This is a genomic window from Hyphomonas adhaerens MHS-3 (genome assembly GCF_000685235.1).
GTDB classification, from domain to species: domain Bacteria; phylum Pseudomonadota; class Alphaproteobacteria; order Caulobacterales; family Hyphomonadaceae; genus Hyphomonas; species Hyphomonas adhaerens.
This window is the reverse complement of sequence record NZ_ARYH01000001.1, coordinates 996,091-1,021,185: the sequence shown is the minus strand read 5'-3', so window position 1 is coordinate 1,021,185 and position 25,095 is coordinate 996,091. Positions and strand designations below refer to the sequence as shown.

General features: G+C 62.5%; 24 protein-coding genes and 1 tRNA gene. 12 read left to right on the top strand and 13 right to left on the bottom strand.

Features of this window, described 5'->3' with window-relative positions:
- Nucleotides 1–24: 24 nt before the first annotated feature.
- Nucleotides 25–939 (bottom strand): alpha/beta hydrolase family protein, encoded by a 915-nt coding sequence (locus tag HAD_RS05110; RefSeq protein ID WP_051595932.1) that lies wholly within the window; start codon nucleotides 937–939, stop codon nucleotides 25–27.
- Nucleotides 940–1,176: 237 nt separating this feature from the next.
- A tRNA-Ser gene (locus HAD_RS05105) sits at nucleotides 1,177–1,266 on the bottom strand.
- A gap of 105 nt (nucleotides 1,267–1,371) precedes the next feature.
- Between HAD_RS05105 and msrA the strand changes: the two genes are divergently transcribed.
- Nucleotides 1,372–2,022 carry a peptide-methionine (S)-S-oxide reductase MsrA gene (gene msrA, locus HAD_RS05100; RefSeq protein ID WP_035569784.1) on the top strand — a complete coding sequence of 217 codons (651 nt, stop codon included), beginning with the start codon at nucleotides 1,372–1,374 and terminating at the stop codon, nucleotides 2,020–2,022.
- A gap of 11 nt (nucleotides 2,023–2,033) precedes the next feature.
- Here the strand turns inward: msrA and HAD_RS05095 are convergent, their stop codons facing one another.
- Nucleotides 2,034–3,101 carry a hypothetical protein gene (locus HAD_RS05095; RefSeq protein ID WP_035569782.1) on the bottom strand — a complete coding sequence of 356 codons (1,068 nt, stop codon included), beginning with the start codon at nucleotides 3,099–3,101 and terminating at the stop codon, nucleotides 2,034–2,036.
- Nucleotides 3,102–3,242: 141 nt separating this feature from the next.
- Here HAD_RS05095 and gluQRS point away from each other — a divergent pair, with 141 nt between their 5' ends.
- The 6 genes from gluQRS (at nucleotide 3,243) to HAD_RS05065 (ending at nucleotide 10,483) form a co-directional block, all read left to right on the top strand.
- Nucleotides 3,243–4,088: a tRNA glutamyl-Q(34) synthetase GluQRS gene (gene gluQRS, locus HAD_RS05090; RefSeq protein WP_035569781.1), complete on the top strand. Its 846-nt coding sequence runs from the start codon at nucleotides 3,243–3,245 to the stop codon at nucleotides 4,086–4,088.
- Nucleotides 4,085–4,990, top strand: a complete 906-nt coding sequence (locus tag HAD_RS05085; RefSeq protein ID WP_035569780.1) for a DMT family transporter — start codon at nucleotides 4,085–4,087, stop codon at nucleotides 4,988–4,990. Before gluQRS ends, HAD_RS05085 begins: the two co-directional genes overlap by 4 nt.
- A gap of 62 nt (nucleotides 4,991–5,052) precedes the next feature.
- Nucleotides 5,053–6,645, top strand: coding sequence for an alkaline phosphatase (locus HAD_RS05080; protein ID WP_035569779.1), 1,593 nt, complete (start codon nucleotides 5,053–5,055; stop codon nucleotides 6,643–6,645).
- Nucleotides 6,646–6,652: 7 nt separating this feature from the next.
- Complete coding sequence (locus HAD_RS05075; RefSeq protein ID WP_035569777.1) at nucleotides 6,653–7,429, top strand: hypothetical protein; 777 nt, start codon at nucleotides 6,653–6,655, stop codon at nucleotides 7,427–7,429.
- A 90-nt stretch (nucleotides 7,430–7,519) separates the two neighbouring features.
- Nucleotides 7,520–8,620 carry a Zn-dependent alcohol dehydrogenase gene (locus HAD_RS05070; RefSeq protein WP_035569776.1) on the top strand — a complete coding sequence of 367 codons (1,101 nt, stop codon included), beginning with the start codon at nucleotides 7,520–7,522 and terminating at the stop codon, nucleotides 8,618–8,620.
- Between the two features lie 126 nt (nucleotides 8,621–8,746).
- Entirely contained in the window at nucleotides 8,747–10,483 is a 1,737-nt protein-coding gene (locus tag HAD_RS05065) for a bifunctional helix-turn-helix transcriptional regulator/alpha/beta hydrolase (RefSeq protein WP_156942158.1), read from the top strand.
- Between the two features lie 18 nt (nucleotides 10,484–10,501).
- Here HAD_RS05065 and HAD_RS05060 read toward each other — a convergent pair whose 3' ends face one another.
- From HAD_RS05060 to argB, 6 genes are all read right to left on the bottom strand, one after another.
- Nucleotides 10,502–10,939 carry a hypothetical protein gene (locus HAD_RS05060; protein WP_035569774.1) on the bottom strand — a complete coding sequence of 146 codons (438 nt, stop codon included), beginning with the start codon at nucleotides 10,937–10,939 and terminating at the stop codon, nucleotides 10,502–10,504.
- A gap of 113 nt (nucleotides 10,940–11,052) precedes the next feature.
- The gene (locus HAD_RS05055; protein ID WP_035569773.1) at nucleotides 11,053–11,550 is read right to left on the bottom strand and encodes an SRPBCC family protein; all 498 of its coding nucleotides are present in this window, start codon (nucleotides 11,548–11,550) and stop codon (nucleotides 11,053–11,055) included.
- 83 nt (nucleotides 11,551–11,633) lie between these two features.
- Nucleotides 11,634–12,461 carry a 2,3,4,5-tetrahydropyridine-2,6-dicarboxylate N-succinyltransferase gene (gene dapD, locus HAD_RS05050; protein WP_035569771.1) on the bottom strand — a complete coding sequence of 276 codons (828 nt, stop codon included), beginning with the start codon at nucleotides 12,459–12,461 and terminating at the stop codon, nucleotides 11,634–11,636.
- 37 nt (nucleotides 12,462–12,498) lie between these two features.
- Complete coding sequence (locus HAD_RS05045) at nucleotides 12,499–13,245, bottom strand: pyrimidine 5'-nucleotidase (protein ID WP_035569770.1); 747 nt, start codon at nucleotides 13,243–13,245, stop codon at nucleotides 12,499–12,501.
- The gene (locus HAD_RS05040; protein ID WP_035569769.1) at nucleotides 13,235–14,281 is read right to left on the bottom strand and encodes a DUF1036 domain-containing protein; all 1,047 of its coding nucleotides are present in this window, start codon (nucleotides 14,279–14,281) and stop codon (nucleotides 13,235–13,237) included. The genes HAD_RS05045 and HAD_RS05040 overlap by 11 nt, the downstream gene beginning before the upstream one ends.
- Nucleotides 14,256–15,152, bottom strand: coding sequence for an acetylglutamate kinase (argB, locus tag HAD_RS05035; RefSeq protein ID WP_035569767.1), 897 nt, complete (start codon nucleotides 15,150–15,152; stop codon nucleotides 14,256–14,258). Before argB ends, HAD_RS05040 begins: the two co-directional genes overlap by 26 nt.
- A gap of 163 nt (nucleotides 15,153–15,315) precedes the next feature.
- On the opposite strand from argB, the gene HAD_RS05030 reads away from it, so the two are divergent.
- Complete coding sequence (locus tag HAD_RS05030; protein ID WP_035569766.1) at nucleotides 15,316–17,478, top strand: penicillin acylase family protein; 2,163 nt, start codon at nucleotides 15,316–15,318, stop codon at nucleotides 17,476–17,478.
- Here the strand turns inward: HAD_RS05030 and yihA are convergent.
- The 4 genes from yihA to rpmH are packed head-to-tail and all read right to left on the bottom strand — an operon-like array spanning nucleotide 17,475 to nucleotide 20,556.
- Nucleotides 17,475–18,116: a ribosome biogenesis GTP-binding protein YihA/YsxC gene (gene yihA, locus HAD_RS05025; RefSeq protein WP_035569765.1), complete on the bottom strand. Its 642-nt coding sequence runs from the start codon at nucleotides 18,114–18,116 to the stop codon at nucleotides 17,475–17,477. The genes HAD_RS05030 and yihA overlap by 4 nt on opposite strands.
- A gap of 4 nt (nucleotides 18,117–18,120) precedes the next feature.
- On the bottom strand, nucleotides 18,121–19,941 hold the full coding sequence (gene yidC / locus HAD_RS05020; RefSeq protein WP_035569764.1) for a membrane protein insertase YidC: 1,821 nt from the start codon (nucleotides 19,939–19,941) through the stop codon (nucleotides 18,121–18,123).
- 51 nt (nucleotides 19,942–19,992) lie between these two features.
- Nucleotides 19,993–20,385 carry a ribonuclease P protein component gene (gene rnpA, locus HAD_RS05015; RefSeq protein ID WP_035569759.1) on the bottom strand — a complete coding sequence of 131 codons (393 nt, stop codon included), beginning with the start codon at nucleotides 20,383–20,385 and terminating at the stop codon, nucleotides 19,993–19,995.
- A 36-nt stretch (nucleotides 20,386–20,421) separates the two neighbouring features.
- Nucleotides 20,422–20,556: a 50S ribosomal protein L34 gene (gene rpmH, locus HAD_RS05010; RefSeq protein ID WP_035569758.1), complete on the bottom strand. Its 135-nt coding sequence runs from the start codon at nucleotides 20,554–20,556 to the stop codon at nucleotides 20,422–20,424.
- Between the two features lie 220 nt (nucleotides 20,557–20,776).
- Here rpmH and HAD_RS05005 point away from each other — a divergent pair, with 220 nt between their 5' ends.
- The 4 genes from HAD_RS05005 (at nucleotide 20,777) to HAD_RS04990 (ending at nucleotide 25,085) form a co-directional block, all read left to right on the top strand.
- On the top strand, nucleotides 20,777–21,955 hold the full coding sequence (locus tag HAD_RS05005) for a serine hydrolase domain-containing protein (protein ID WP_051595931.1): 1,179 nt from the start codon (nucleotides 20,777–20,779) through the stop codon (nucleotides 21,953–21,955).
- A 120-nt stretch (nucleotides 21,956–22,075) separates the two neighbouring features.
- Entirely contained in the window at nucleotides 22,076–22,897 is an 822-nt protein-coding gene (locus HAD_RS05000) for a DUF547 domain-containing protein (protein WP_035569757.1), read from the top strand.
- The gene (locus HAD_RS04995) at nucleotides 22,894–23,655 is read left to right on the top strand and encodes a TVP38/TMEM64 family protein (protein ID WP_035569756.1); all 762 of its coding nucleotides are present in this window, start codon (nucleotides 22,894–22,896) and stop codon (nucleotides 23,653–23,655) included. The genes HAD_RS05000 and HAD_RS04995 overlap by 4 nt, the downstream gene beginning before the upstream one ends.
- On the top strand, nucleotides 23,652–25,085 hold the full coding sequence (locus HAD_RS04990; RefSeq protein ID WP_035569755.1) for a dihydrolipoyl dehydrogenase family protein: 1,434 nt from the start codon (nucleotides 23,652–23,654) through the stop codon (nucleotides 25,083–25,085). The genes HAD_RS04995 and HAD_RS04990 overlap by 4 nt, the downstream gene beginning before the upstream one ends.
- The last annotated feature ends 10 nt before the right edge of the window (nucleotides 25,086–25,095 follow it).

The following is a 25,095-nucleotide window of genomic DNA, read 5'->3' as shown; positions in this document are numbered from 1 at the left end:
CCGCGCGAGAAGGCTCTCTTCTGTCTACGGTGCAACCAGAAACACTGGATCCACAATAAGTGGCACAGCACCGAATGCCATCTGGCCATTGGAGTGGACCGCTCCCTCCACCGTGGCAATCTGCCAGTTGAAATCCACGCCAAGCCGCGCAGCGGCCTGTTTGCCAGCCTCATGGAAAGCCTGCCCCCTGGCGAAGCGAAATGCGCCCTGGCGCATCGCCTCGGGTGAACGGCGAAGACTGGGATCGTTCGGATCGATATCCTGCGTGCCAAGCAGGACAACGACGTCTTTCGCCAGAGCCGCCTTGAGATTACTTTCGGGGATATCCGCCTTCGCCAGGCCATAGGGATAGGCCTCATCATAGTCCGGCATGGTGTACCAGCCCGCATTGGCCACGATGTAGCGCTTCACCCGCACATTGGGTTTGAAGAAGAGAAATCTGTGCACGAATTGCGCGCCCGCGGAGTGGCCAAAAATAACATAATCGTGCTGACGGCTGCCGGTCCGGGCGACAATGGCTTCGAACAATGGCTCAATGGCGGAGAATGCCCACTCCGCTTCCGGTCTTCTCTCAACACCGCCTGCTGCTCGTACGGCCCCGAAATTGTAACCTGCAGCGCCCGGCCAATCCGCCTTCGAGAATTCGGGCGCGGCGACAATAAACCCTTCCAGTTGCGCCAGCGCGCTCCATTCGTCGCGGTACCGGTCTGCATCCCGCCCGACCCCATGCATGACAATCACAATTGGCATGTCGGTTATGTCCCGTCCGACCGGCGCATAGGTCCATACGGGCAGGTCAGGCCCGCCCCACTCTGCAAGCGTGAACCGCCCGCGCCCCGCCGCCAGAGAGTCTGGAGCTTCACCGGATGCGGCCGTATCAGGTGTACTGGCTGAAACCGAGGCAGTCGGGCGCGTCGGCTGCAGCGACTCGCCCGGCATGGACAAACACCCGGTGAGCGACAGCACACAAGCAAACAAGGCCATCAACGGCCGATAAAATATCCGGAAAACCAAGTTGCCAGCCCCTTCATACGCAAGAGCGATTGAACGTGGTTTTACCGGCATAACAAGCCGGAATTTTGCGCAATGTAACGTAACCTCAACCGATCTGCTGAATTTCCCTGTGAAAGGCATTCGGCGCAGGCGGGCGTCACATGCTCTGTCCGGAGGTAGGGCTGGCGGTGAGACAGGGATTCGAACCCTGGAGACTATTGCTAGCCTACACACTTTCCAGGCGTGCGCCTTCGACCACTCGGCCACCTCACCAAACCAGCAGCGGACGCTCTAACTGATGGGGACGCGCCTCGCAAGACTGTGATTGCCGTTGCAGCAGCAAGGTCCCATATAAAAGAACAGCTGAAGGAGGCCGCCATGCTGTTCACACGTAAACCCGCTGCGATGCCGACACCCGAAACCGCGCTGAGGGGCCGGGACCACCCGATTCCGACCGCCGACACGCATTTCGTGAATGGCCGGGACCTGCTGGCCGATACTCCGGCAGGCTTCGAGCGGGCCGTGTTTGGTCTTGGCTGCTTCTGGGGCGCCGAGCGCAAGTTCTGGGAACAGGACGGGGTCTGGCTGACGCGCGTCGGCTATGCGGGTGGGTACACGCCCAACCCGACCTATGAGGAAGTCTGCAGCGGCCACACCGGCCATACCGAAATTGTGGATGTCATTTTTGATCCGGTGGTGGTGACCTTCGAAGGCCTGATGAAACTCTTCCTGGAAAGCCACGACCCGACCCAGGGCATGCGCCAGGGCAACGATGTCGGCACCCAATACCGTTCCGCCGTCTACACGACCAGTGAGGCACAGGCGGATACGGCGCGCCGGATGATCGCGGCTTACGAAACCTCCCTTGCCGAGGCGGGTCTTGCCGGGAAGATCACGACCGAGGTGGCCCCTCTTCAAAACGTCTATTTCGCTGAGAGCTACCACCAGCAATATCTCGCCAAGAATCCGGCCGGATATTGCGGGATTGGCGGGACTGGCGTGTCATGCCCGGTAGGCCTCTCAGTCTGAGATTTGCCGGTCTAGGTTCCGAAATTCACCGCAAAGCGTTTGCGCGTTTCCATCAGGCTCTGCGCCTTGAACATGGCATCAGAGGCCGCCTGCGCGCGCATGATGGACGGATCGGTTCTCAGCGCTTCAACGACCTGAGAAAGATGGCCGATCGCCTCGCGCACCAGTTCGGCCTCATACTTTTTCGCGGCCCGCGCCAGCAGCGCCCTGCCGATATCCATCCGGGCCTGGATCGCCCGTTCCGGATTGGCCTGGACCGCCCCTTCGGTCAGGTGTTCCCGGCGCAGCGCGATGACACGATCCAGCCCGGCAAGGTCGCCCGCCGCTTCCGCGACATGGACAGCCGATGCGCAGAAATCTCCCTCGATCTCGTTGCGGAGCGCCGCCGGCATGGGACCACCATGGTCCAGCATGCCAGACAGCACTTCAGCGAGCAGGCTGATTTTCTCGGGACGGAAGGATTGCGGATTGCCAAGCCCGGGTTGCAGTTTCTTGGCCAGCAGGAATGCTGCGATTTTTGGCATCTCGCCGTCCAGCGCATTGTCGCGGCCAGGCAGGCGCAAGGTGAATAACCGGGCATCTGCCGGGCTTAGGCCACCTCCGCGCGTCAGGCCATGCAGGGCCAGACCATCCTCTTTTCGCCCGTTGCGCTCGCCCCACACGAACAGGTCCGCGTCCGCTGCGGCCATCCGCCTGCGCGCCCGCGCAATCGTCTCAGGCGCCAGGCCACCTTTCAGCACACTCATCCGCATGACCCGGAACGGCGCACCGAAATTGAATGAGGAAAGATGATCCGCCAACGCCGACTGTAGCCATTTCAGCGTGGCGCCGCGTTTCCCACCGGCCGGACGGGCCAGGATGATGCGATAGCCGGGCGTCTTATCCCTGCGCAGCGCGCGGGCAGCCGCCACATCGCTGAGGCGGCGGACCAGCCGCACAAACAGACGAAACATCAGGAGCAGTAGAAAGGCAGCAAACAGACCGCCCAGAACAAGGCCCAACACTGCGAGAAACCGGGTCTCCCGCACATGGGCTCCCGCCCAGGTTTCCGCCGCTGTCAGCCAGTCCGTCACAGGCATGAAAATAGGACCTCTCAAGCCTCATGGCGATACGGTTCCTGAAGCGTCCATGCAACAGGGAAACGCTGTTGACGCGGGCGAGGCCTATCGCACAGCATGCCGTCTGGATCAGGGTCGGCAGCGGGAGGCAAACAGAACGAAATGACGGATTTCGTGACCCGTTTTGCGCCGTCTCCAACGGGATACCTGCACCTTGGCCACGCCTGTTCCGCTTTCCATGTCTGGGACGCCGCCAGAGCCGCTGGTGGTCAGGTCCTGCTGCGGATTGAGGACATCGACCAGACCCGTTGCCGCCCGGAATACGAGGCGGAGATCCTCGAAGACCTGACGTGGCTTGGCCTTGAATGGACCGGGCCGGTGCGCCGCCAGTCCGAGCATTTCGACGAATATGAAGCCGTTCTGCAGAATTTGCGTCGCCGGGGACTCGTCTATCGCTGTTTCCGGACCCGCCGTGAGATCGCCGCGGCCATGCCGGCCGGCGCCCGGCCGGATGAAGGGGGATTTGTCGGACGCCCCCTGCCCGCCAGCGAAGAAGACGCCCGCATCGCCCGGGGGGAGGCGTATGCCTTGCGTTTGTCCCTGGCAGCCGCCAGGGATGCCTTGGGGCCACGCTATACAAGGCTGAGCTACCTGGATGAGAGTACCGGCGCCGCGCGCGCCGTGCCGGCAGATCCCCGTCCTTTTGGCGATGTCGTCCTCGGCCGGAAGGAGACACCAGCCTCCTATCACCTCGCCTGCTGCCATGATGATGCCCTGCAGGGCGTGACCCATGTCATTCGCGGCGAAGACATCCGGGAAATGACGGCCGTGCACGCTCTGCTGCAGGCGCTGATGGACTGGCCCCAGCCGGTCTACCGGTTTCATCCGCTGATCCTGGGGCCGGACGGCAAGAAACTGTCCAAGCGTGCTGGCGACAGGGGATTGCGCGCATGGCGTGATGAAGGCAAGACGCCGGACGACCTTCGCCGGATGACAGGCAATTCATGACAGCCATACCTGCCGCCCCGCCGACGCCCCGTTCCTGGACCGGGCCGCTGATGGTTCTGGCGGGCGGTGTCGGAATCGGATTTGCCCCCATTGGCCTGCGCTTTGGCCTCGACGAACTGGGGCCGCAGGCGATTGCCTTCTGGCGGTATGTCTTCGCCCTGCCCTTGCTGCTGGCGCTGGTTTTCGTGATCGAGCGGCGCGCGCCGCGCCTGCCGAACCGGTTCATCCTGCTTGCCGGAACATTCTTCACGCTCGACATAGCGCTCTGGCATCACGCACTGACCCTGACGACCGTTTCGAATGCCACCTTCATCGTGAACCTTGGCAATGTTCTCGTCGGCTTCGGCGCATGGTTCTTCCTGAAGCAACGCCCGCATGCCTTCTGGTTCGTGGCGGCCGCGCTGGCCATTCTGGGGGCCGCCGCCCTGTCCCTTGGTGGAGGCGCAGACGGCAAGGGCAATCTTCATGGCGACCTTTTCGCCGTGGCCGCCGCCTTCCTCGTTAGTGGCTACATGCTCTGCTCCAACATCGCCCGGCGCTCCATCGGCGGGATCGAGGCGATCTTCTGGCTGACCCTGGTGGAAATCATCGTCGCCGGATGCATTGTTCTGGCCACGGGAGAAACATTCCTGCCCCAATCCCTGGCGGGCTTTAAGGTCCCGATCTTCCTGGCGCTGGTCTCCCAAATCGCTGGTCAGGCCCTGATCGTGACGGGGCTTGGCAGAACGTCCGCCGCCGTCGCGGGCCTGCTTGTTCTCGTCCAGCCTGTTGTCGCCGCAGCCGTCTCCTGGCGCCTGTTCGGAGAATCTCTGACCGGTCTGCAGGCAATGGGCGGTGTCGTCATCCTGTTTGCCGTCTGGCTGGCCCAGCGCGGCCGTAAACCGCGTGTTGCAGTCGACTGACAGGGAAAACCGTCACACAAACTCCTTACGACGCAGTAGAATCGAATTTCTCGGAGGCCCTCATGCGCAAAACACTCACTGCCCTGCCCTTAATTGCTCTTGTGATCGCAGGATGCGCGGCCGCGCCCGCTGCAACCGAAACGGCAGATGCCGCTGTGTCGGAACCGATTGCCTCCCCGGTGGCCACGCTGGCGCGGGAAGCTGCTGTGCCGCAGCAGGCCGACAACGACTACTATCTCAACGCGCAGGCCGCGATCGACACCAAGATTGACGCGCGCGGACTGCGCCCGGCGAAGAATGTCATTCTTTTTGTCGGCGACGGCATGAGCATCCCGACCGTGACAGCCGCCCGCATCTATGCGGGCCAGAAGCGCGGCGTCGATGGGGAATCCTACAAGCTGACAATGGAGCAGCTGCCCTACTCCGCACTGTCCAAGACCTACAGCCATGACGCCCAGATTGCCGACTCGGCGTCCACCGCCACGGCCATGATGAGCGGTGTGAAAACCAATTCCCGCACCCTCGGGATCACCGGCGATGCCGCCTATGACAATTGCGCCAGCATTGAGGGCCACAAGACCGACTCCATCTTCGAGATCGCGGAACAGGCAGGCCTCGCCACCGGCCTTGTCACCACCGCCCGCCTGACACACGCAACCCCGGGGGCAGCTTATTCCAAGACCCCAAACCGCGACTGGGAAGCCTATGTCGGCCATGGCGGCGCAGCGGCCGGGTCGTGTGAGGATATCGCCACCCAGTTCATCGACTGGCCGGCTGGGGACGGATTTGAAGTCGCCATGGGCGGCGGGCGCTCGGCCTTCCTGGCAGGCGGCGCCGAGGATCCCGAATATCCGGGCAAGACCAGCGACCGCAAGGACCAGCGCGACCTCCTCGCCGACTGGACCGCCAAACCGGCCCACAAACTCATCATTGACCGCGAGGGGTTCGAAGCGCAGGATTTCGCCAGCGAAGACAAGGTTCTGGCCCTGTTCGAGCCGTCTCATATGGAATACGAACTCGATCGCGCAGACGATCCGGCCGGCGAACCGTCAATCTCTGAAATGACGCGCGCGGCCATCACCCGCCTGTCTCAGGATCCAGACGGATACGTGCTGCTGGTGGAGGGCGGACGCATCGACCACGCCCACCATGCCGGCAATGCCGCCCGCGCACTGGAAGAAGCTGACCAGTTCGACCAGGCGATCAAGACGGCCTTGGACATGACTAATTCGGACGATACGTTGATTATCGTCACAGCAGACCACTCCCACACCCTGACGATTTCCGGCTATGCCCGCCGCGGCAATCCGATCCTGGGCCTGTCATCCACATCGCTGGACGGGACACCCGACAAGGCGCTCGACGGTATGCCCTACACAACGCTCGGCTACATGAACGGACCGGGCGCGTGTACGGCGACGGAAGACGGCTTCGACTGCACGCGCAAGGACCTCACGGGCGTCGACACGACCGACAAGGATTTCCGCCAGCAGTCGCTCTACCCGATGTGGTCGGAGACCCATGGCGGCGACGATGTCGCCATCTTCGCCTCCGGCCCCGGATCGGAACTGATCTCCGGCGTGATGGAGCAGAACGAGATCTTCCAGGTCATGGGCCGCGCCAGCGGGCTGGTTGCCGGGCCGGAGGGCGAATAGGCTTTCCATGGTCTCAAACCCGTTCCGCGGCCTTCGGCGGAAAAGGCAGACCGGCTTCATCTATATTGCCGATGAACGCCGGGACCTGCGTTTTGCCGGGGCCGCGCCGGGAGACGAGATTCACAACGAAACCCGCGACGCGCCGTGGATTGTCGTCGACCGGACGCTGGACGGCGTATTGGTCACCAGCTGGCCAGGCTCGCTCTGGGAAGTGGAAGTCCTGGATGCCATCCGTCCTCAGAACCATGAGGGCGACTATACGCGGGCGGTGGCCGTCCGGATCCTGAGGACGGTCCCGCCACACGAATTGTTCGGGCCGCACGGAGAGGCTGTGGCCTGGATCCTGGATCGCGCCATAGAGCTCACCCGCGAAGAGGCCGAGACGCTTTCGCAACACCGCGCCGCAAACGCCGGTCTGCTCTACTCCCGGGCCTGGATGAACTGGGACGGCCTGCCCGACGACAAACGCGTGTTCGAAGATTGGGAAGGCATTATCGGGGCTGGGGGCACTGTCCCGGTTTCACCGGTCGGACGGGGCCTCTCCGCCATTTTCAACAGCGTTTGCGCCACGGCGATCCGGCTCTTCGGCGACAACGCCTGGTACACGACAGACGGGCCGGACGTAGAGGATCCTGACATGCACCTGGCCGAACCCTGGTTCACCGCATCCCTCTGTCTGATCGAAGCCGCCATTGCGCTTGGCGCGCCACACCTGATTCCGGACTCAGATCGCACAACCCTGACCGCCCCGTGGCGCGCCCTGACGCGCCCGTCGCTCTCCTAGCGGCCAGCCCTCACCTAGCGGAAGGCCTCGCCAAAGCCTGTTTTCCCGGTCATCTTCCCCGGAAATAAAAAAATCCCAGGAGGAAATGCCATGAAAGCTGCTGTGATGCGGGAGCCGAACAAGCCGCTGTCGATTGAAGAGGTCACCATCGACAAACCCGGTCCGCGCGAAGTCCTTGTCCGGTTGAAAGCTGTCGGAGTCTGCCATTCCGACGTGCATTTCTGGGATGCCAATTTCCCGGTCGAAACGCCGGTCATCCTCGGCCATGAAAGCGCGGGCGTTGTTGAGGCCGTCGGCTCCATGGTCTCGGCCGTGAAGCCGGGCGACCATGTCATCTCCATCCTCTCCCCTTTCTGCGGCACGTGCGAGTATTGCCTCTCCGGCCACATGTCGGTCTGCCACACGATCAACAAGGACCAGTTCCAGCGCCAGATGGGCGAGGCCCCGCGCCTGTCGATCAAGGGCGAAAAGGTCGGCCAGTTCCTGAACCTCTCCTCCTTTGCCGAGCAGATTCTGGTGCATGAGAATGCGCTCTGCGCCATCGACAAGGACATGCCGCTGGACCGCGCCTGCCTGATCGGCTGCGGCGTGATCACGGGCGTCGGCTCGGTCTTCCATGCCGCCAAGGTGGAGCCCGGATCGACCGTCGCCGTGGTCGGCTGCGGCGGGGTTGGCCTCTCAGCGATTAATGGCGCGGCGATTGCCGGGGCCAGCCGGATCATCGCGGTGGACCTGTCAGACGAGAAGCTGCAGCTGGCCGTGCGGTTCGGGGCGACCGACGTGGTCAATCCGTCCAAGGTCGATGCCGTTGAGGCCGTCAAAGAACTGACCAAGGGCGGCGTGCACTATGCCTTCGAATGTGTGGGCCTGAAGCAAACCGCCGAGCAGGCCTATCACATGATGCGCCCGCGCGGTGTTGCCACCCTGATCGGCATGATCACCCCTGGCGTGAATATCGAGATTCCCGGCATCGAGATGCTGGTGACCGAAAAGCGCCTTCAGGGCGCGATCATGGGCTCGAACCAGTTCCGGATCGACTTCCCCCGCTTCGTGGAACTCTACCGGCAGGGCAAGCTCCACCTCGACGACATGATCTCGGACCGGATCGGCCTCGATGGCATCACGGGCGCCTTGCAGAACCTGAAGGACAACAAAGGCACCGTCGCCCGTCAGGTTGTGATGTTTGACTGACCCGGATGCCGGGACCTGCCGGCTTGCCGCAACGAAGCTGCCTGAATATGCTGGCGAACACTGGTGCGTCCCATGCGGGACGCACCAGCCATTCCTGTGTGTTGACTGGCAGTGAGTTCCGACATCGTGAAACCGCCCCCTTCAGACGCAGCGGCAGAAGCCCCCTATATCGAATTGCTTGGCGTCGCTTATCAGGTGCCGCTGGACAACACGGCATTTGAAAACTTCCTGGATACGGCGCACGATTTTTTTGCGGTGAACCCAAAGACCGGCGAGATCAGCCCGTCTGTCCTGCAGAATGAGGCCGCTCAATCGGAACTTGATACGCATACTGATCGCCTGCTCGAAATCTTCGACATGGCCGTCGCGCTGGAGAAGTCGCAATCAGCCAGTCAGGATACGTATCACGCCGTCCTGCAGATCAGGCCCGGCAGCCTGCAGGTCTGCGGCAATGATGCCGCAGGCGTGTTGCTGAAATGCGACCTGCCCGTACCTCTGGAAGAGCTGCCGCTGGATCCCGACACGCGGGGGCTTATCTACAAGACGCTGAACCGGGCAGCAGAACAGGACAGGATTTTCCTGGGCAACATCGGCGAAGATGCTGAAAGCACATGTCTTGGCCTGATCCACCGCCCGGCAGACCCGGACGCTGCGCTTCGCATCTCCCTGTCCTTTGTCCATTGGTCCGAGAATTTGCTGGCCAGGCTGGGCACTGCCCTCGGCCTGACAGACTCTGAAACGCAGGTGCTCGCCGGCTACCTCTCCAACAAGACCCCGAAACAGATCGCCGATACGCGCGGGCGTTCGACCGAAACGATCAAGGCCCAGTCAAAGAGCATCCTGCGGAAGACCGGCTGCGCCCGCATTGCCGACCTGGTTCAGCTGTCCGCAGGCATTGCGTTCATGCTCCATCAGATCCCCGCGGCGTCCGGTGATGACCTGCTGACGAGCTGGACCACGCCGCGGGAGCACATGCATACGCTGCAACGCGCAGGGCGAACGGTTGCATTTTACCGGCATGGAACAGGCAAGCACACGCTCGTCTTCCTCCACGCCCTGATCCAGGGACCGTTCTTCCAGCCCGAATTCCTGGCGCATCTGGCGGAGCGGGATTTCACGCTCCTGGCCCCTTCCCGGCCGAGCTATGGCTATACCAGTCCGGCGGAGACCGAGGCCGCGTTCGAGGAAACAAGTCTTCTGGATGCCCTGGCTGTGATCGACCAGCATACCAGCGGCGAGGTGCATGTCATCGCGCAACAACTTGGCACCAGCCATGGGGCGCGCCTCGTCAATGCGCTCGGCCCGCGCGCGGCATCGCTTATCCTGGTGAATGGCGGAATCCCCCTGTCGAAGGAACACTATTCCGGCATGGACAGGCGCGTCCGGCTGGCGGCCATGTCGGCGCGGTATGCCCCATCGGTCCTGAAACTGAGCAATGCGCTGGGCCTGCGCAGTTTCAGGCGACGGGGCGCCAAGCATTTCCTGATCGACCGCTACAGCCAGTCAGACGCCGACATGCGGGCCCTGACCCGTCCCGGTGCCATGGAAGCGCACGCGCTGGGAATATTTCACGCCTGCGAGCAGGACGGCTCGCCCTTCTATCTCGACGAATTGTCCAAACACTCAGACTGGGGACAGCATCTCAATGAGGTGCGCTGTCCGCAATATTGGCTGCAGCCGGAGAAATGCCGCATCGCCCGGCCGGACGATGTGCGCGCGGTCACCGAACGTCTGCATGACGCACGTTTTACGATCGAGCCGGGTGCTGGCTCGATCATGCTCCATGAGCGGCCCGGCCGCGTCGCGGAGTTCATTTCGGGGGCTGTGGACGACGCACTATCGTTGAGAGAATCAAGCCGATAGTGCGTCCCCCCACCCAGCTCAGCAGCCTTTGCCTGCAGAGATTCCTGTCAGAGCCGTCCGGCGCAGCTCGGCCCGTCTGGCATTCTCAGCCTGTCGTTCAGCCTGCGCCTTGGCCTGTTTTTGTGCGATGCCACCCGCAGCATTGGCGGCAAACCCCAGACCCGGCATGCGTCCAAGCGCACCGCTATAGAGGGCAGCGTTGACCGCCGCACCACTGGCGGCGCCCGCAGCAGCGCCTGAGGCCTCTGCATTTGCCGATGCCTGCTCCGCCTCGACGATCAGGAGGTTCATATTGTCGATTTCGGCAGAGATCTGCTGACAGCTCATGTCACCATCTCCGGGCTGATTTGCCACCAGCAGAGGGGCAAGTTCTGCGGTGTCTCCGGACGCGCCAGTTGTGGTGCTGCAGGCGGCAAGGGCAATTGCCAAAGCTGGGACTAGGATCAGGTGTTTCATGGGAGCGGCTCCATCGCTGTCATCAATGGAGCCATAGACGCCGGAAACCGCAGCGCCTCATCACCCTGAAGGGTTAAATCCGAGATTTCCCGCCCGTGTCAGGCCCGCGGGCATCAACTGAGTCCAAACCGGCCGGGATTGTCGCGGATCAGAGCTTCCAGTTTCGGCAGGCCTTCGGCGATGCCTTTGGCCAGTTGTTTCGAGACAATGCCGCCAAGGAAGAGTGGCGCGCTGGCTTTGCCGGCCCATCGCAGCTCGCAGCCGTCCGGTGTCTCGACCACGTGGTAATCCTCGACGCCGGCAGAGATCGGCAGGGTCGACTTGTCGAAATAGAAGGCCATCCGCTTGCCCTCTTCCCAGATGAAGAAGACTTCGTCGATGACCATGTCGCCGATCTCGACCGTCCGGGTTGTGCCGGCGCCATAAGGCTCCGGACTGGTCCAGGTGACCTTCGTGATCGCCAGCCATTCCGTCCACGCCTTTGCGTCCAGCAGCGCCGCCCAGACGGCGGAGGCCGGAAACGGAAAGGCGTGGCTCACCTTCAGCTTGGGGCCGACCGTGGCGAGATAGTCTTCGCCCACCGCTTTGTGCTGTTTCAGCTTCTTCGCCATGCTTGATCCTCCGTTCGCCGGAAGATCAGACCGCGTTTCACCAGGCAGCGGAACCCGTGACGCGGCGGAACACCCGCAGGCCGCTAGGCCCGCAGCAGTTCGTTCACGCCGGTCTTGGAGCGGGTCTGGGCGTCGACCGTTTTCACGATGACGGCGCAGGCGAGGCTCGGCCCGCCATTCTTGTCCGGCAGCGTGCCCGGCACGACGACGGAGTAAGGCGGGATCTTGCCATAGCTGATCTCGCCGGTGGCGCGGTTCACGATCTTGGTGGACTGGGTGATGAACACGCCCATGGCGATCACAGACCCCTCCCCCACGATCACGCCTTCGACGACTTCGGACCGCGCGCCGATGAAGCAATTGTCTTCGATAATGGTCGGGTTCGCCTGCAGCGGCTCAAGCACGCCGCCGATGCCCGTGCCCGCGGAGATGTGGCAGTTCGCACCGACCTGCGCGCACGAGCCCACAGAGGCCCAGGTGTCGATCATCGTGCCTTCACCGACATAGGCGCCGATATTCACATAAGACGGCATCAGCACGGCATTCGGCGCCACAAACGCGCCGCGGCGAACAGCACAAGGCGGGACGGCACGAAACCCGGCTTCCTTGAACTCGGTCTCGCCCCAGCCTTCAAACTTGGAAGGCACTTTGTCCCACCAATTGCCGCCGCCCGGCACACCGCCGATCATGCCATTGGCGTTAAGACGGAAAGACAGCAGCACGGCTTTCTTCAGCCATTGGTGCACGACCCATTCACCATCGGCGCCTTTTTCGGCCACGCGGGCTTGGCCGCTGTCGATCAGCTCGATCGCGGCATCCACGACATCGCGCACTTCGCCTTTCGTGTCGGTGGAGAGCGTATCGCGCGCCTCCCAGGCAGAGTTGATTACGCGGGCAAGGGCTTCGGTCATGGGTTGTCCCCCAGTTTTTGTTTTTCAGTCTTGGTTTTTATTTCAATGTATCCCGGGCCGCTTCGAGAAAGGCCGAGAGGTCGCCGGTGACATAGTCGATGTGATCCGGCCCGTCATCCTTCAAAATGTCCTCAAGCGTCGCAGGGCGGGCCTCGATGGGCTCGTGGCTCCAGTCCTTTTCGGAATGAACCAGCACCGTGGTGAAGCCCATTTCCTTGGCTGGCAACAGGTTGCGGGCGAGATCTTCAAAGAAGATGGACTGTTTCGGGTCAACGTCATGCAGGCCGCAGAACCGGTCATAGGAACCCTGCCGGGGCTTTGGCGTATAGGCGGCGTCCTCAATTCCGAAACTGTCATGGAACAGGTGGGAGAGGCCCATCTTTTCGGTCACGCGCTCGGCATGGCGGCGCGAGCCATTGGTGTAGACGAATTTCCGGCCAGGCAGTGCCTCGATGGCCGCGCGCAGGTCCGGCAAGTCCGGCAGGGGTGACAGGTCAATGTCGTGCACATAGTGCAGGAAATCGGCCGGTTCGATCTGGTTGACATGCATCAGCCCCGACAGCGTCGTGCCATAGGTCTTGTAATAATCCTTCTGCACCTTGCGCGCCTGCTGCGGCGGCAAGGCCAGCACACGGGAGACGAATGCCGTCATGCGTGTGTCGATCTCGGCGAAGAGGTCGCATTCGGCCGGGTAAAGCGTGTTGTCGAGATCGAACACCCAGTCTGCGACGTGATTGAATTTCCCGAAAGGGGCGATGTGGACGCCGGCAGACTTAGCGGTCATTGCCGCCGGCCTTGGCAAAGTCCCGCTCGAAGAATTCGAAGACCAGCTTGCGTTCGTTCGGCGGGGGCGTGGCGGCGAACAGGGCCGTACGATAGGCCGACCCCTCGCACTGGTCGCGCCCGGCAATGGCGAATTTCGCATGGCCGACGCAAAACGCATCAGACGCCTTGGACAGCGTGCGGATCTTCGAGCCGTCTTCCATCTCGCCATAGACGTAATATTCCGTGCCCCGCAGCGGACGGTCGATCACGCGGGCACACCCGCCCGCTTCCAGCAGCCACCAGCCGCGGCTTTCCCAGCCTTCGGCGCCGCGCCGGGCGATCGAACTCCAGATCCGTTTCTTGGTGCGGTTACACAGCGTGAAGCCGACATTGCGGCCTCGCTCCTTCGCCACCTGTTCAAGGAAATCGATGAGGTCATCGTCTGACGTCGTCGCAGGGAGCTTGTTCTGTTTCAGGAACTCGCCAATGGCGAGGCGGGTGCGGCGGCCGATATTGCCGTCGATGGCGCCGCTCGTGATGCCGGCCTCTTCAAGAAGCCGTTGCAGGCCAGCTGCGCGGGCCTTGTCCAGGCTGTAATTCTCGATCTCGGTCAGGTCTGTCCGCCAGCGCACCTTGCTGGAAATCTCCACAGCCCGGAAGCCACGCGCCTCCAGCCCCATGGGGGCACATTCAGGCGGGTTTTCCAGCGTGAAGCTTCCGGTCGGGTCGACGCACAATTCCGTGCGGCCGCCCCATTCCCGCGCCCCGCCGCGGTGGGCCAGCGAGGTTCGCGCATAAAGGAAATGGTATTTTGGCTCCAGCGGTGTCTCGACGGCGACCTTGCACTCGCCCGGCCGGAGTTTCAGCCAGCCTTCAACCGTGACATCCTTTTCCTCGGGTACGCCAAAAGCGGCATCGATGATGTAGGATGTCTTGTTGCAAAGGGTCCAACCGTCCGTCGCCCCGCTTCCCTGCGCGGAAGCGGTAAACCCGGGAAAACAGACGGCAGCCACAAGGGCCGCCAGGACGTTACGAAATGAGCGTTCCAGCGCCATGTTCGGTAAACAGCTCCATGAGGAGGGCGTGCGGCGCACGTCCATCCAGAATAACCGCCGCCCCAACACCATGATTTACGGAATGTGCCGCGGTTTCAAGCTTCGGAATCATGCCGCCAACAGCTGTGCCATCTTCGATGAGACCCGGAATGGTCCCCACCTTGATGTCACGCATCAGGTTCTTGTCCTTGTCCAGCACGCCGGCGACGTCTGTCAGCAGCAGAAGGCGGCTGGCTCCCAGCGCTTCGGCAAGGGCGCCGGCGGCGATGTCTGCATTGACGTTGAACCGGTGCCCATCGGGGCCCATTGCAACCGGGGCCACAACCGGGATCAGCTGCGAATCGGCCTGCAAAAGCGCCTCAATCACGCTGGTATCGACCCCTGTGGGCTCTCCCACGAAGCCGAGGTCCAGCACCTGTTCGATATGGCTGTCAGGGTCGCGCTCGGTCTTGGTGGCCTTCGTCGCCTGCAGCAGCTGGCCATCGGACCCCGACAGGCCAACCGCCAGGCCGCCCGCCTGGTTGATCGCCCGGACGATGGATTTGTTGATCGGGCCGGAGAGGACCATCTCCACCACTTCCATCGTCGCTTCGTCGGTCACGCGCAGGCCGCCCTTGAATTCCGACGCGATGCCCAGCCGGTCCAGCAGCTTGCCGATCTGCGGCCCACCGCCATGCACGATCACCGGGTGGATCCCGAGTGTCTTCAGCAGGACCACATCGCGGGCGAACATGGCGGAGAGCGACTCATCCACCATGGCATGGCCGCCATATTTCACGACCACGATCTGCCCGACATAGCGCTGAATATAGGGCAGCGCCTCTGACAGGGTCTTCGCGGTGAACTGGGCAGCAGAGAACTTATCGGTCATGGCCGCCCCTTTACCGCGCTTTGCGGCAGGACGAAACGCCTATTCGCCGCAGCAATCCGAGCCACGTCTCCAAGCGCCGGGTTCGCCCGGGCCGACAAGCCGCTTGCCGTGCCGGAAAAGGCTCCTAAGGTTGCAGCCGGTACGGGTTGAGGAAGCACAATCGATGATAAGAATTCTGTCCGGTTTCGGGGGGCTCGCCCTCGTCGTTCTTGCAGGCGCCGGCATCTTTCTGTGGGATCCCCTGCCAGCAAACCCGCCTCCGGCCATTCTGGCAGCGACCGCTGACGGCTATGACGCTGAAATCCTGCGTGACGAATATGGCGTGCCGCACATCCGTGGCAAACGGGACCGGGACGCCTCCTTCGGACTTGCCTACGCCCACGCCGAGGATGATTTCGAGACCATCCAGGAAGTCGTCGCCGTCACCCGCGGGCGCCTCGCGCGCTACCGGGGAAAGGACGCCGCACCCGCCGATTACCTCGTCTCCCTTCTGGGCGTCTGGGAGACAATCGACGCCCGATATGAAAGCGATGTGCCGGATGATGTGAAGGCGTTGGCAGACGCCTATTCGGCTGGACTGAACCTGTACGCCTCAGAGCATCCGGACGAAACATGGGCCGGGCTTGCCCCCTTCACCCCTCAGGACATCATCGCGGGCTTCCTGTTCAAGACGCCCTTCTTCTACGGCCTGGACGAAACGCTGACCGGCCTGTTCTCGGACGATTACACGCAAGCCATCGCCCTCGCCCCGCAGGGAGATGACAAAGCCTTCCTGATGGCGCCCAAGCCCCTGTCTGAACGCGGATCAAACGCGTTCGCCGTCTCCCCCGCCCGCAGCGGCGATGGTGTCACGCGCCTGATCATCAACTCTCACCAGCCGCTGACCGGACCGGTCGCCTGGTATGAGGCGCAGATTGCGTCGGATGAAGGGCTGGACATCACGGGCGGCATTTTCCCCGGCACGCCGGTCATCCTGCATGGGTTCAACCATGACATCGGCTGGGCCAACACGGTCAGCGCGCAGGACCTGTCGGATACCTATGTCCTGACCCGCAATCCGGACAACAAGGACCAGTACATGCTGGATGGGGCGTGGCAGGACTTCGAGAAATCCACGGCGACCCTGCATGTGAAACTATGGGGACCTTTTGCCCTGAAGGTGAAACGCCCTGTCCTGCGCTCTGCCCACGGACCGGTGATCGAGGCACCCACCGGCACCTATGCCATCCGGTATGCCGGCATGGGCGAGATCCGGCAGCTGGAACAGTATTACCGCCTCAACAAATCCACCGGCCTCGACAGCTTCCTGAGCGCAATGTCACTGAACGCCCTGCCCTCGATCAATTACATCTTTGCCGACAAGAACGGGAATGTCGGCTTTATCCATAATGCACAATACCCCGCCCGCGATGATGCCTGGGACTGGAGCGGCGACCTGCCGGGCGACCGGTCGGATCTGATCTGGGACGGCTATCGCGACTGGGCGGACGTGCCGAAACTGATCAATCCTGCCTCCGGCTTTGTCTTCAACGCCAACAACACGCCCTACAGTGCGACGGACGGGCCGGACAATCTGGCGCCGGATGATTTCCCGCAAAGCATGGGCCTGCAGACCAACCAGACAAACCGCGCCCTTCGCATCATGGAGCTGACCGATGGCACCGGAACCATGGACCGGGACCGGCTGCTGTCCATCAAGTTCGACACGGCCTATGCCGAAGGATCCGAGGCGCAACAGGTGGTCGATGCCGTCCTTGCGCATGACTGGAGCGATGAGCCGGACCTGGCCGAAGCGGCCGCCTTCCTCGCGGAATGGGATTTCGGCATGGATATGGAGTCCCGCCACGCCGCGCTTGGCGGGCTGACCACACTGCGCCAGATTACGGCGCGTTTCACGCACGAACCGCCCCCCACTCCCGAAACCGCCTTCCGGGAAGCCGTCAGCTGGCTGAACACCCACCATGGCCGCATCGATCCGGAATGGGGCGAGGTCAACAAGCTTGCCCGGGGCAACCAGACCTGGCCGATCAGCGGCGGGCCGGACACACTGCGGGCGGTCTACCCGTCCAGCATCCGGGATGATGGCGAACTGCACATGAATGCCGGCGACACCTGGATTGCGCTTGTGGAGTGGGACAGCGACGGAAACCAGACCGCCCGGGTCATCCATCCCTTCGGATCAGCCACGCTGGATCCGAACTCACCCCATTATGCCGACCAGGCAGAACTGTTCGCGACGGAAAACTGGCGCAAGGCCCATCTCGACTGGTTGCAAATCGCCGAAAGCGCGACACGGCGTTATCATCCGGGCGCGGATGCGGACTAGATCAGGCCTGCGATCTCGGCGCGAAGTTCAGGGATGCCCCACCCTTTATCGGAGGAGGTCATGAGCACCACCGGATGGGCGGCACCGCGTTTTTTGAGCTTGGCCTCGATCTTCGCCGCCAGCGTCTCGATTTCGCCCTTCGGTACCTTGTCCACCTTGGTCAGGACGATCTGATAAGTGACGGCGGACTTGTCCATCATGTTCATCACGTCCTCATCCGTGTCCATCAGGCCACGGCGGCCATCGACGAGCAGGAAGACCCGGCGCAGGGACGGACGCCCGCGCAGGTAGGACTTTGTCAGGCGTGTCCACGCCTCGGTCTGGGACCGGGACACCTTGGCGTAGCCAAATCCCGGCAGGTCAACGAGATAGAGCTGGCCCTCGCCGATGTCGAAATAGTTGAGCTCCCGCGTCCGCCCCGGTTCCGCCGAGGACCGCGCCAGTTTCGCCCGGTTCGTCAGTGCGTTGATCAGGCTGGACTTGCCAACATTTGAACGGCCGGCAAAGCAGACTTCGGTCCGGTCGGCTGTCGGCAACTGCTTCAGATTCACCACGCCCATGACGAAGGTGGCCTCACCCGCAAACAGGCGGCGGCCTGCTTCCAGGGCGTCATCGCTGGGGCCTGTTTCTTCTGTCATCGGATCAGCTGGCTGGTTCCTTGCCGCCCGTGAAAATCTTTTTCACGAACTTGCCGATCTCGGTATCGACACCGTTCCGGCGCATGATGAAGTATTGCTGGATGAAGGACAGCGTATTCGACCAGATATAGTACATGACCAGGCCAGCCGGGAACCCTCCGAACACGAACAGGAAGATCAGCGGCATGAACTGGATCATGCGGCGCTGCATCGGGTCCGGCGGCGGCGGCGACAGGGTCTGGAGAGCCGCCATGGTCGCGCCGTAGAGGATCGGCAGGATCCCCACGCCGATCACCATGCCGATGAAGGGAATGGATTTCAGGTCAGCCGCAGACCACCACGGGATCAGGCCGAACAAGTTCCCGATTGCCGTCGGGTCCGGCGCCGAAAGGTCCTTCAGGAACAGGAAGGAGGCATGGCGCATTTCGATCGTGGCGTAGAGCGTCTTGAACAGGGCGAAGAAGATCGGGATCGTCACAAGGATCGGCAGGCAGCCGCCGAGCGGGTTGGCCCCCTCTTCCTTGTACAGCTTCATGATCTCCTGCTGCTGGCGTTGAGGATCGGCCTTGAAGCGTTCGCGGATCTCCGCGGTCGGCTCCTGCAGCTTCTTCATCTTCGCCATCGACTTGTAGCTCTGATTGTAGAGCGGCACGAGCGGCAGCTTGACCATCACCGTGAAGGCCAGGATCGCCCAGCCGAAGGATCCGACGATACCGGACAGCCATTCGAGCGCATAGAAGAAGGGCTTGGTCAGGAAGAACAACATACCCCAGTCGATGGCATCCTCGAATTTCGGGATGCCGAGGTTCTTTTCGTAGTCCTTCAGCACTTCGTAGCGCTTGGCGCCGGCGAAGATGCGGTTTTCCATGGTGGCACTGGCGCCCGGCGCGAGGTCAAGCGAGGCAGATTCGGTCCGAAGCTCCAGGTCCTTGCCGGTGGCGAGCTTCTTCTTGTCGATCAGGCCGGAGAAGGCCATGTCCTGCTGCGGGATCAGCGCGCCCAGCCAATATTTGTCAGACAGGCCCCACCAACCGCCATTCGGCGCCGGGAATGTCCCGTCGGGAGACTCTCCCTTGATGTCTTTCATCTTGTAGAGGCCACTGAACTTCTTCAGCCGCAACGAGCCGTCCGTATTGCCCATCAGGCCCATATGCGCGGCTGTGGACACCGAGGAGCCAGGGTCGGTCGCCTCAAGGAAGCCCTTGAAATCGCCAAACCGTTCAATCGAGCCGACCGCACGGAAGCTGCGCGCGGTATCGGACGTGTTGGTCACCTTGTCTGTGAAGGTGAACATGTAGTTCTCGTCGAGCGAGACGGTCCGCTCGATCGTCACCCCATCGCCTTCCAGCTTCAGGACAATCGGCGTGGTCGGGGTCAGCTTGTCGCCGGACACCTGGGTCCATGGGGAGTTGCGCCCAGCCACCAGCGTTCCGCCGGAGGCCCAGTAATACGTCGCGAAGTAGCCGTACTCGCTGCTCTCCGGGCGGAACAGGCGGACTTCCTGCTTCTTCTCCACCGTGAGGTAATAGTCATGCAGGCTGACATCATCGATGCGCGCGCCGGCAAGACGGATGGAGCCATCCACGCCTTCACCTTCGAACCCGATACGCGGATAGTCGGCCAGGGCTTCTTCGACCGGCTTCAGCTGGTCAACGGCCACAACGCCCGTGTCGGTTGTCTTGTTCTGGGTTTCCGCTTCGATTGCGGCCTGTTGCGCTTCGTACTTCTTCTGCGCCGGTTCAACGAAGAATTTCTGATAGCCCAGCACGAGCGCGATCATCAGCACCATTGCGAGCAGAAAATTGCGCTGGTCTTCTTTTTCCATCTCGGGGGTCCCGGAAACTTTAGGCAGGATCGCCCGGACGGGCGGAGGGGTTTAATCAGCGGCGAGGCTTATCAGTGCGCTTTCCATATCGTCAAGCAAACGCGGCCAGCCAATATCAGCGGTATCCTGACGCGCGATGAACACATAGTCCCAGCCGGGCTGGCCAAGGCGCGGCAACAGCTGGCGTGCTGCCTCGCGCAGACGCCGCTTGGCCCGGTTCCGGATCACGGCGTTCCCGATCTTTTTGGTCGCCGTGAAACCCGCCCCGGCATGGGGAGCTGCCGCCTCCCCTATCCCTTGGCCTGTCCGCTTGCCTGACCGCTTACGCGCCTGAACAACGAGGGATTTCCGCCGTTCGGCCCGGCCGCCGCGGACAAAAATGAATTGAGGCCGCACGCGCAGGCGGACGACCTCAATCAAAGTCTTTTCGGTATCTGCCGTCACGGCCGTCTCCTTCGGAGAGGCGGACTGGCGCCGTTGTTACGCAGAAAGAGTCTTGCGGCCCTTCGCGCGGCGGCGTGCCAGAACCTTGCGGCCATTCTTGGTACCCATGCGCTCACGGAAGCCGTGCGTGCGCTTGCGACGGAGGTTGCTCGGCTGGAAAGTGCGTTTCATCGGTCTGCTCTGGAAGCTAAGTGTCTCGGAAAGAGGGGCCAATACAGGCCCGGCGCGGCCGGGTCAAGTCATGCGATCAGCATGAAAAGCGACCATGCAAGCCCGCCCGCTGCCGGATCAGCCGACAGTTTTCACCCGGTACCATCCATCTGACTTTACACAACCCAAAAGTCTTGGTGTGTCTTGTTCCGGGCGGGCCGTAAAAACACGGGATGAGAATATGCGTTTCCTGCGCACGCTGGCTGTCTGTCTTGTTGCAACGCTACCGCTTCCTGCCGCTTTCGCCCAGACGATCGACTACAAGCGCCTGGATGCCCGGATCAGCCGGCTGTCGGCCGAGGAAGAGATCGTCGGGCTTGCCGTTGCCGTGATCGACAAGGGGGAAATCAGCTTCGCCAATGGATATGGTGTCACCGAACGCGGCGGGTCGCCTGTCACCAATGAAACCGTCTTCCGGTGGGCCTCGCTATCCAAAGGCGTGGCGGCGACAGAGGTCGCGATCCTCGCCGACCGGCATCAGCTGAGCCTGACGGATACGATATCGGCCTTCAAAACCTCCCTTCGCCTGCCGGGAGGGGGAGAAACCCGCGCCACGCTGGAAGACGTCCTCTCCCACCGGCTCGGCATCGTCCCCAATGCCTATGACACCCGTCTGGAAGATGGCTGGGATGCCGCGAGAATCCGGAGAAGCCTCGCGAAACTGAAACCGCTCTGTCCGGTCGGCGATTGCCACACCTATCAGAACGTCGCCTACGATGCGGTGTCCGAAATCGTCGAAGACGTCACGCACGCCCCCTATGCCGATGCCGTCCGGCATTCGGTTTTCGAACCTCTCGGCATGGTCACCGCCAGTATCGGCCGGGCCGGGCTGCAGGCCTCCCCATCCTGGGCCCGTCCCCATTCCAAACGGTCTCGCGCGCCCGGACCGCCGCAGGAAAAAACGGTCAATGACGATTATTACCGGGTTCCGGCCGCGGGCGGCGTGAACGGCTCCATCCTGGATCTTGCCCGCTATGCCCGCGCGCAGATGGGGCTGGCCCCTGACGTGCTCAGCGATGCGGCCCTCACCATGCTGCAGACCCCGCGTGTCTATACGAGCGGCGAGCAGCGGCGCATGTCCAGCCGCTACCGCGGAACCGTGCGTGACGCCCGCTACGGCCTTGGCTGGCGGATTTACAAGTATGGCATCAATGGCGACCGGGTCGTCGGCCATCGCGGCGCCGTCGAGGGGTACCGCTCCTTCATCCTGTTCGACCCGGACCGCGACACCGGCGTGGTCGTCCTCTGGAACTCCAGCTCCCGGCGTCCGAACGGGATCGGGTTCGAAGTCATGGACATGCTCTACAACCTGCCGCCACAGGACTGGATGGAGATCGATCCACCCCCGACAGGCGGCTGAATGGTCTGACGATCCGATCACGGCTCTTTGATCGCAGCGGACCGAGGCGTGACGGGCATATCCCGGCCGCCTGCGCTATGTCATGGCTTCAGTTTGCACGATCCGGAGCCCGCCAACCCCATGCCTGCCGCCGCCTGCCGTCTTGCCCTGCCTGTCGCCCTGATCCTGACGCCACTCAGTGCGTTGGCGCAGCCGGTCATGCCGGTTTCCGGCGTCGTCCAGCAGCAGCCTGCGGAAAAACCGGCCCATGCGGCATGGACCTGCCTCCTGAAGAAATACGTCCAGCCGGGAACGGACGGTGTGAACCGGGTCGATTATGCCGCCTTCAAGGATGATACTGAGGACCGCGCCACATTGGACGCTTACATTGCGAGCTTCGCGGAGATGGATCTTTCGGGAACCGATGCGGCCACCTTCGCCGCCTGGGCCAATCTCTACAATGCCGTCACCGTGCGCTATATCCTGGAGAAATACCCCACAGGCTCGATCCGCGACGGCTACCTGTTCGGCGGCCCCTGGAAGAAGATCAAGGTGAACGCCGGCGGCCAGACCGTGTCCCTCGACGAGATCGAACACGGCATCCTGCGCCCGCGTTTCGCCACCCCGCTGGTCCACTATGCGATCAATTGCGCCGCCCTCTCCTGTCCCAACCTCCAGACCAGGGCCTGGCAAGGCGCCACGCTTGACGAAGACCTCACCGCAGCCGCCCGCGCCTATATCAACGACCCGCGCGGCGTGACCCCCACACCACGTGGTTTGAGCGTGTCTTCCATCTATGACTGGTTCGAGTCCGATTTCGGCGGATCGAAACAGGCCGTCATCGATCATCTCCTGAAATATGCCGAACCAGGCCTCGCCGAAGAAATCCGCACCAATCCGCGCATTCGCGCGTATGACTATGACTGGTCCCTCAACGACTCGCAGAAGGCCGGAACCGAATGACCGAGACACAGATCAAATCTGCCGCGCCGCTCTGGCGGCGCCTCTGGCCCGTCTATGTGATCGCGGGCGGGCTGCTGGCCGGCTGGCGCCTCGGCCTGTTCGACTACCTGTCGCTGCAAACCCTGCGGGAACAGCATGAAGCCCTTCGCAGCTTCGTCGAGGCGAACCTGTTCATCGCCGTTGCGGCTTATGTGTTGATCTACGCCCTCTCCACCCTGTTCATGGTGCCCGGCGCCCTCTGGATTACCATTGCGGGCGGGTTCCTTTTCGGGCTGGCAGGCGGTTCCGTTACGACCGTGATCGGTGCGACACTCGGGGCAAGCCTGCTGTTCCTGGCTGCACGCACCGCCTTCGGCAGCATGCTGCGCGAACGGGCCGGGCCGTTCCTGCGCAAAATGGAGACAGGATTTCACGAGAATCCCCGTTCCTACATGTTCGCCCTGCGCTTCCTGCCCATCGTCCCCTTCCCGGTGGCCAACATTGCCCCGGCCCTGCTGGGTGCGCGCTATACAGATTATGCCCTGACCACCGCCGTCGGCATCATTCCGGGCGTTGTCGCCTACACCTGGATCGGCGCCGGCCTCGGCGCGACCTTCGAGGCCGGTGAAAACCCCGACATCGGCGCGGTTGCCAGCAATCTCGTACCCGCCTTTGCCGCCCTCGCCGTCGTCTCGCTGATGCCGGTCGTCTGGAAAAAAATCTTTGCCCGCCGAACTGCCGGTGCGGCTGCGCCCACAATCGAAAGCCCGCCTCTATGACGTCTTCCGTCCAGGATCTGAAAGCCGACCTGTGTATCATCGGAGCCGGATCCGGTGGCCTGTCCGCCGCGGCCGGCGCCGCCCAGCTCGGACTGAAAGTCGTACTCTATGAAAAGCATGAGATGGGCGGGGACTGCCTGAACTATGGCTGCGTGCCGTCGAAAGCCCTGCTGAGCGCGGCAAAGGCCGCTGCAGGCGTGCGCGAAGCTTATAAGTACGGAATCCGGACTGTGGACCCAAAAACGGATTGGGAAGCCGTCAAGGCTCACGTCGCGGGCGCCATTGCGACCATCGCCCCGGTCGACAGCCAGGAACGGTTTGAAGGCCTCGGCGTGACCGTGATCCGGGAAGCCGCCCGCTTTTCAGACAAGAAGACAATCGTCTCGGAGAGCTCACGTACACAGGCGCGCCGAATCATCATTGCAACAGGCTCACGCGCGTTCATTCCGCCGATCGAAGGACTGAAAGATGCGCCTTACCTCACAAATGAAACGATTTTCACGGTGCCGAACCTGCCCCGCCACCTCGTCATCCTCGGCGGTGGCCCGATCGGTCTGGAAATGGCGCAAGCCTTTGTCCGTCTCGGATCGAAGGTCACCGTGATCGAAATGGGCCGGGCCATGCCGCGCGCCGATGCCGAGCATGCGGCGATCGCGATCAAGGCCTTGCGGGAGGAAGGCGTCACGATCCTCGAACAGCACAAGGCCCAGCGCGTTTCACAGGAAAACGGCAGCATCCGCGTCCATACGGACAATGACGCCGCCCCGATGATCGAAGGCAGCCATCTTCTGGTCGCCACCGGCCGCCGCGCCGTACCGGACGGGCTGGATCTTGAAAAAGGCGGCGTCGAGTTCAATCAGAAAGGCATCGTCGTCGGTGACAAGCTGCGGTCGCATTCCAACCCCCGCGTCTGGGCATTGGGCGACGCCGCCGGGATGGAACAATTTACCCACATCGCCGGCTGGCACGCCTCGGTCTTCACCCGCCGGGCTCTTTTCAAACAGGGCACCAAGGCCTCCAGCCTGCCCGTGCCTGCAGTGACGTACACAAGCCCGGAAGTCGCCCAGCTCGGCCTGACCGAAGCCGAAGCGATTGCCAAACACGGCAGCAAGGTCACCACGTCCGCCTTCCCCTTCCACGAAAACGACCGGGCGATTGCCGAGGGCAAGACACTCGGTGAATGCAAACTGGTGCTGTACAAGGGAAAACTGGTCGGCGCCTCCATCGTCGGCGAGGGCGCCGGCGACATTCTCCAGCTCGTTTCCGTCGCCATGTCGAACGGATTGAAGCTGACCGCGCTGACCAATTTCATCTCGCCCTATCCGACGCGCGCGGAAGTTGTGAAGCGGGCGGCGTCTGCGCATTTCACGCCGGTCGTGTTCAGCAAGAACGCGCAGCGTCTCGTCGGCTTGCTCCAACGCATCCCGTAGGCTACTTCAG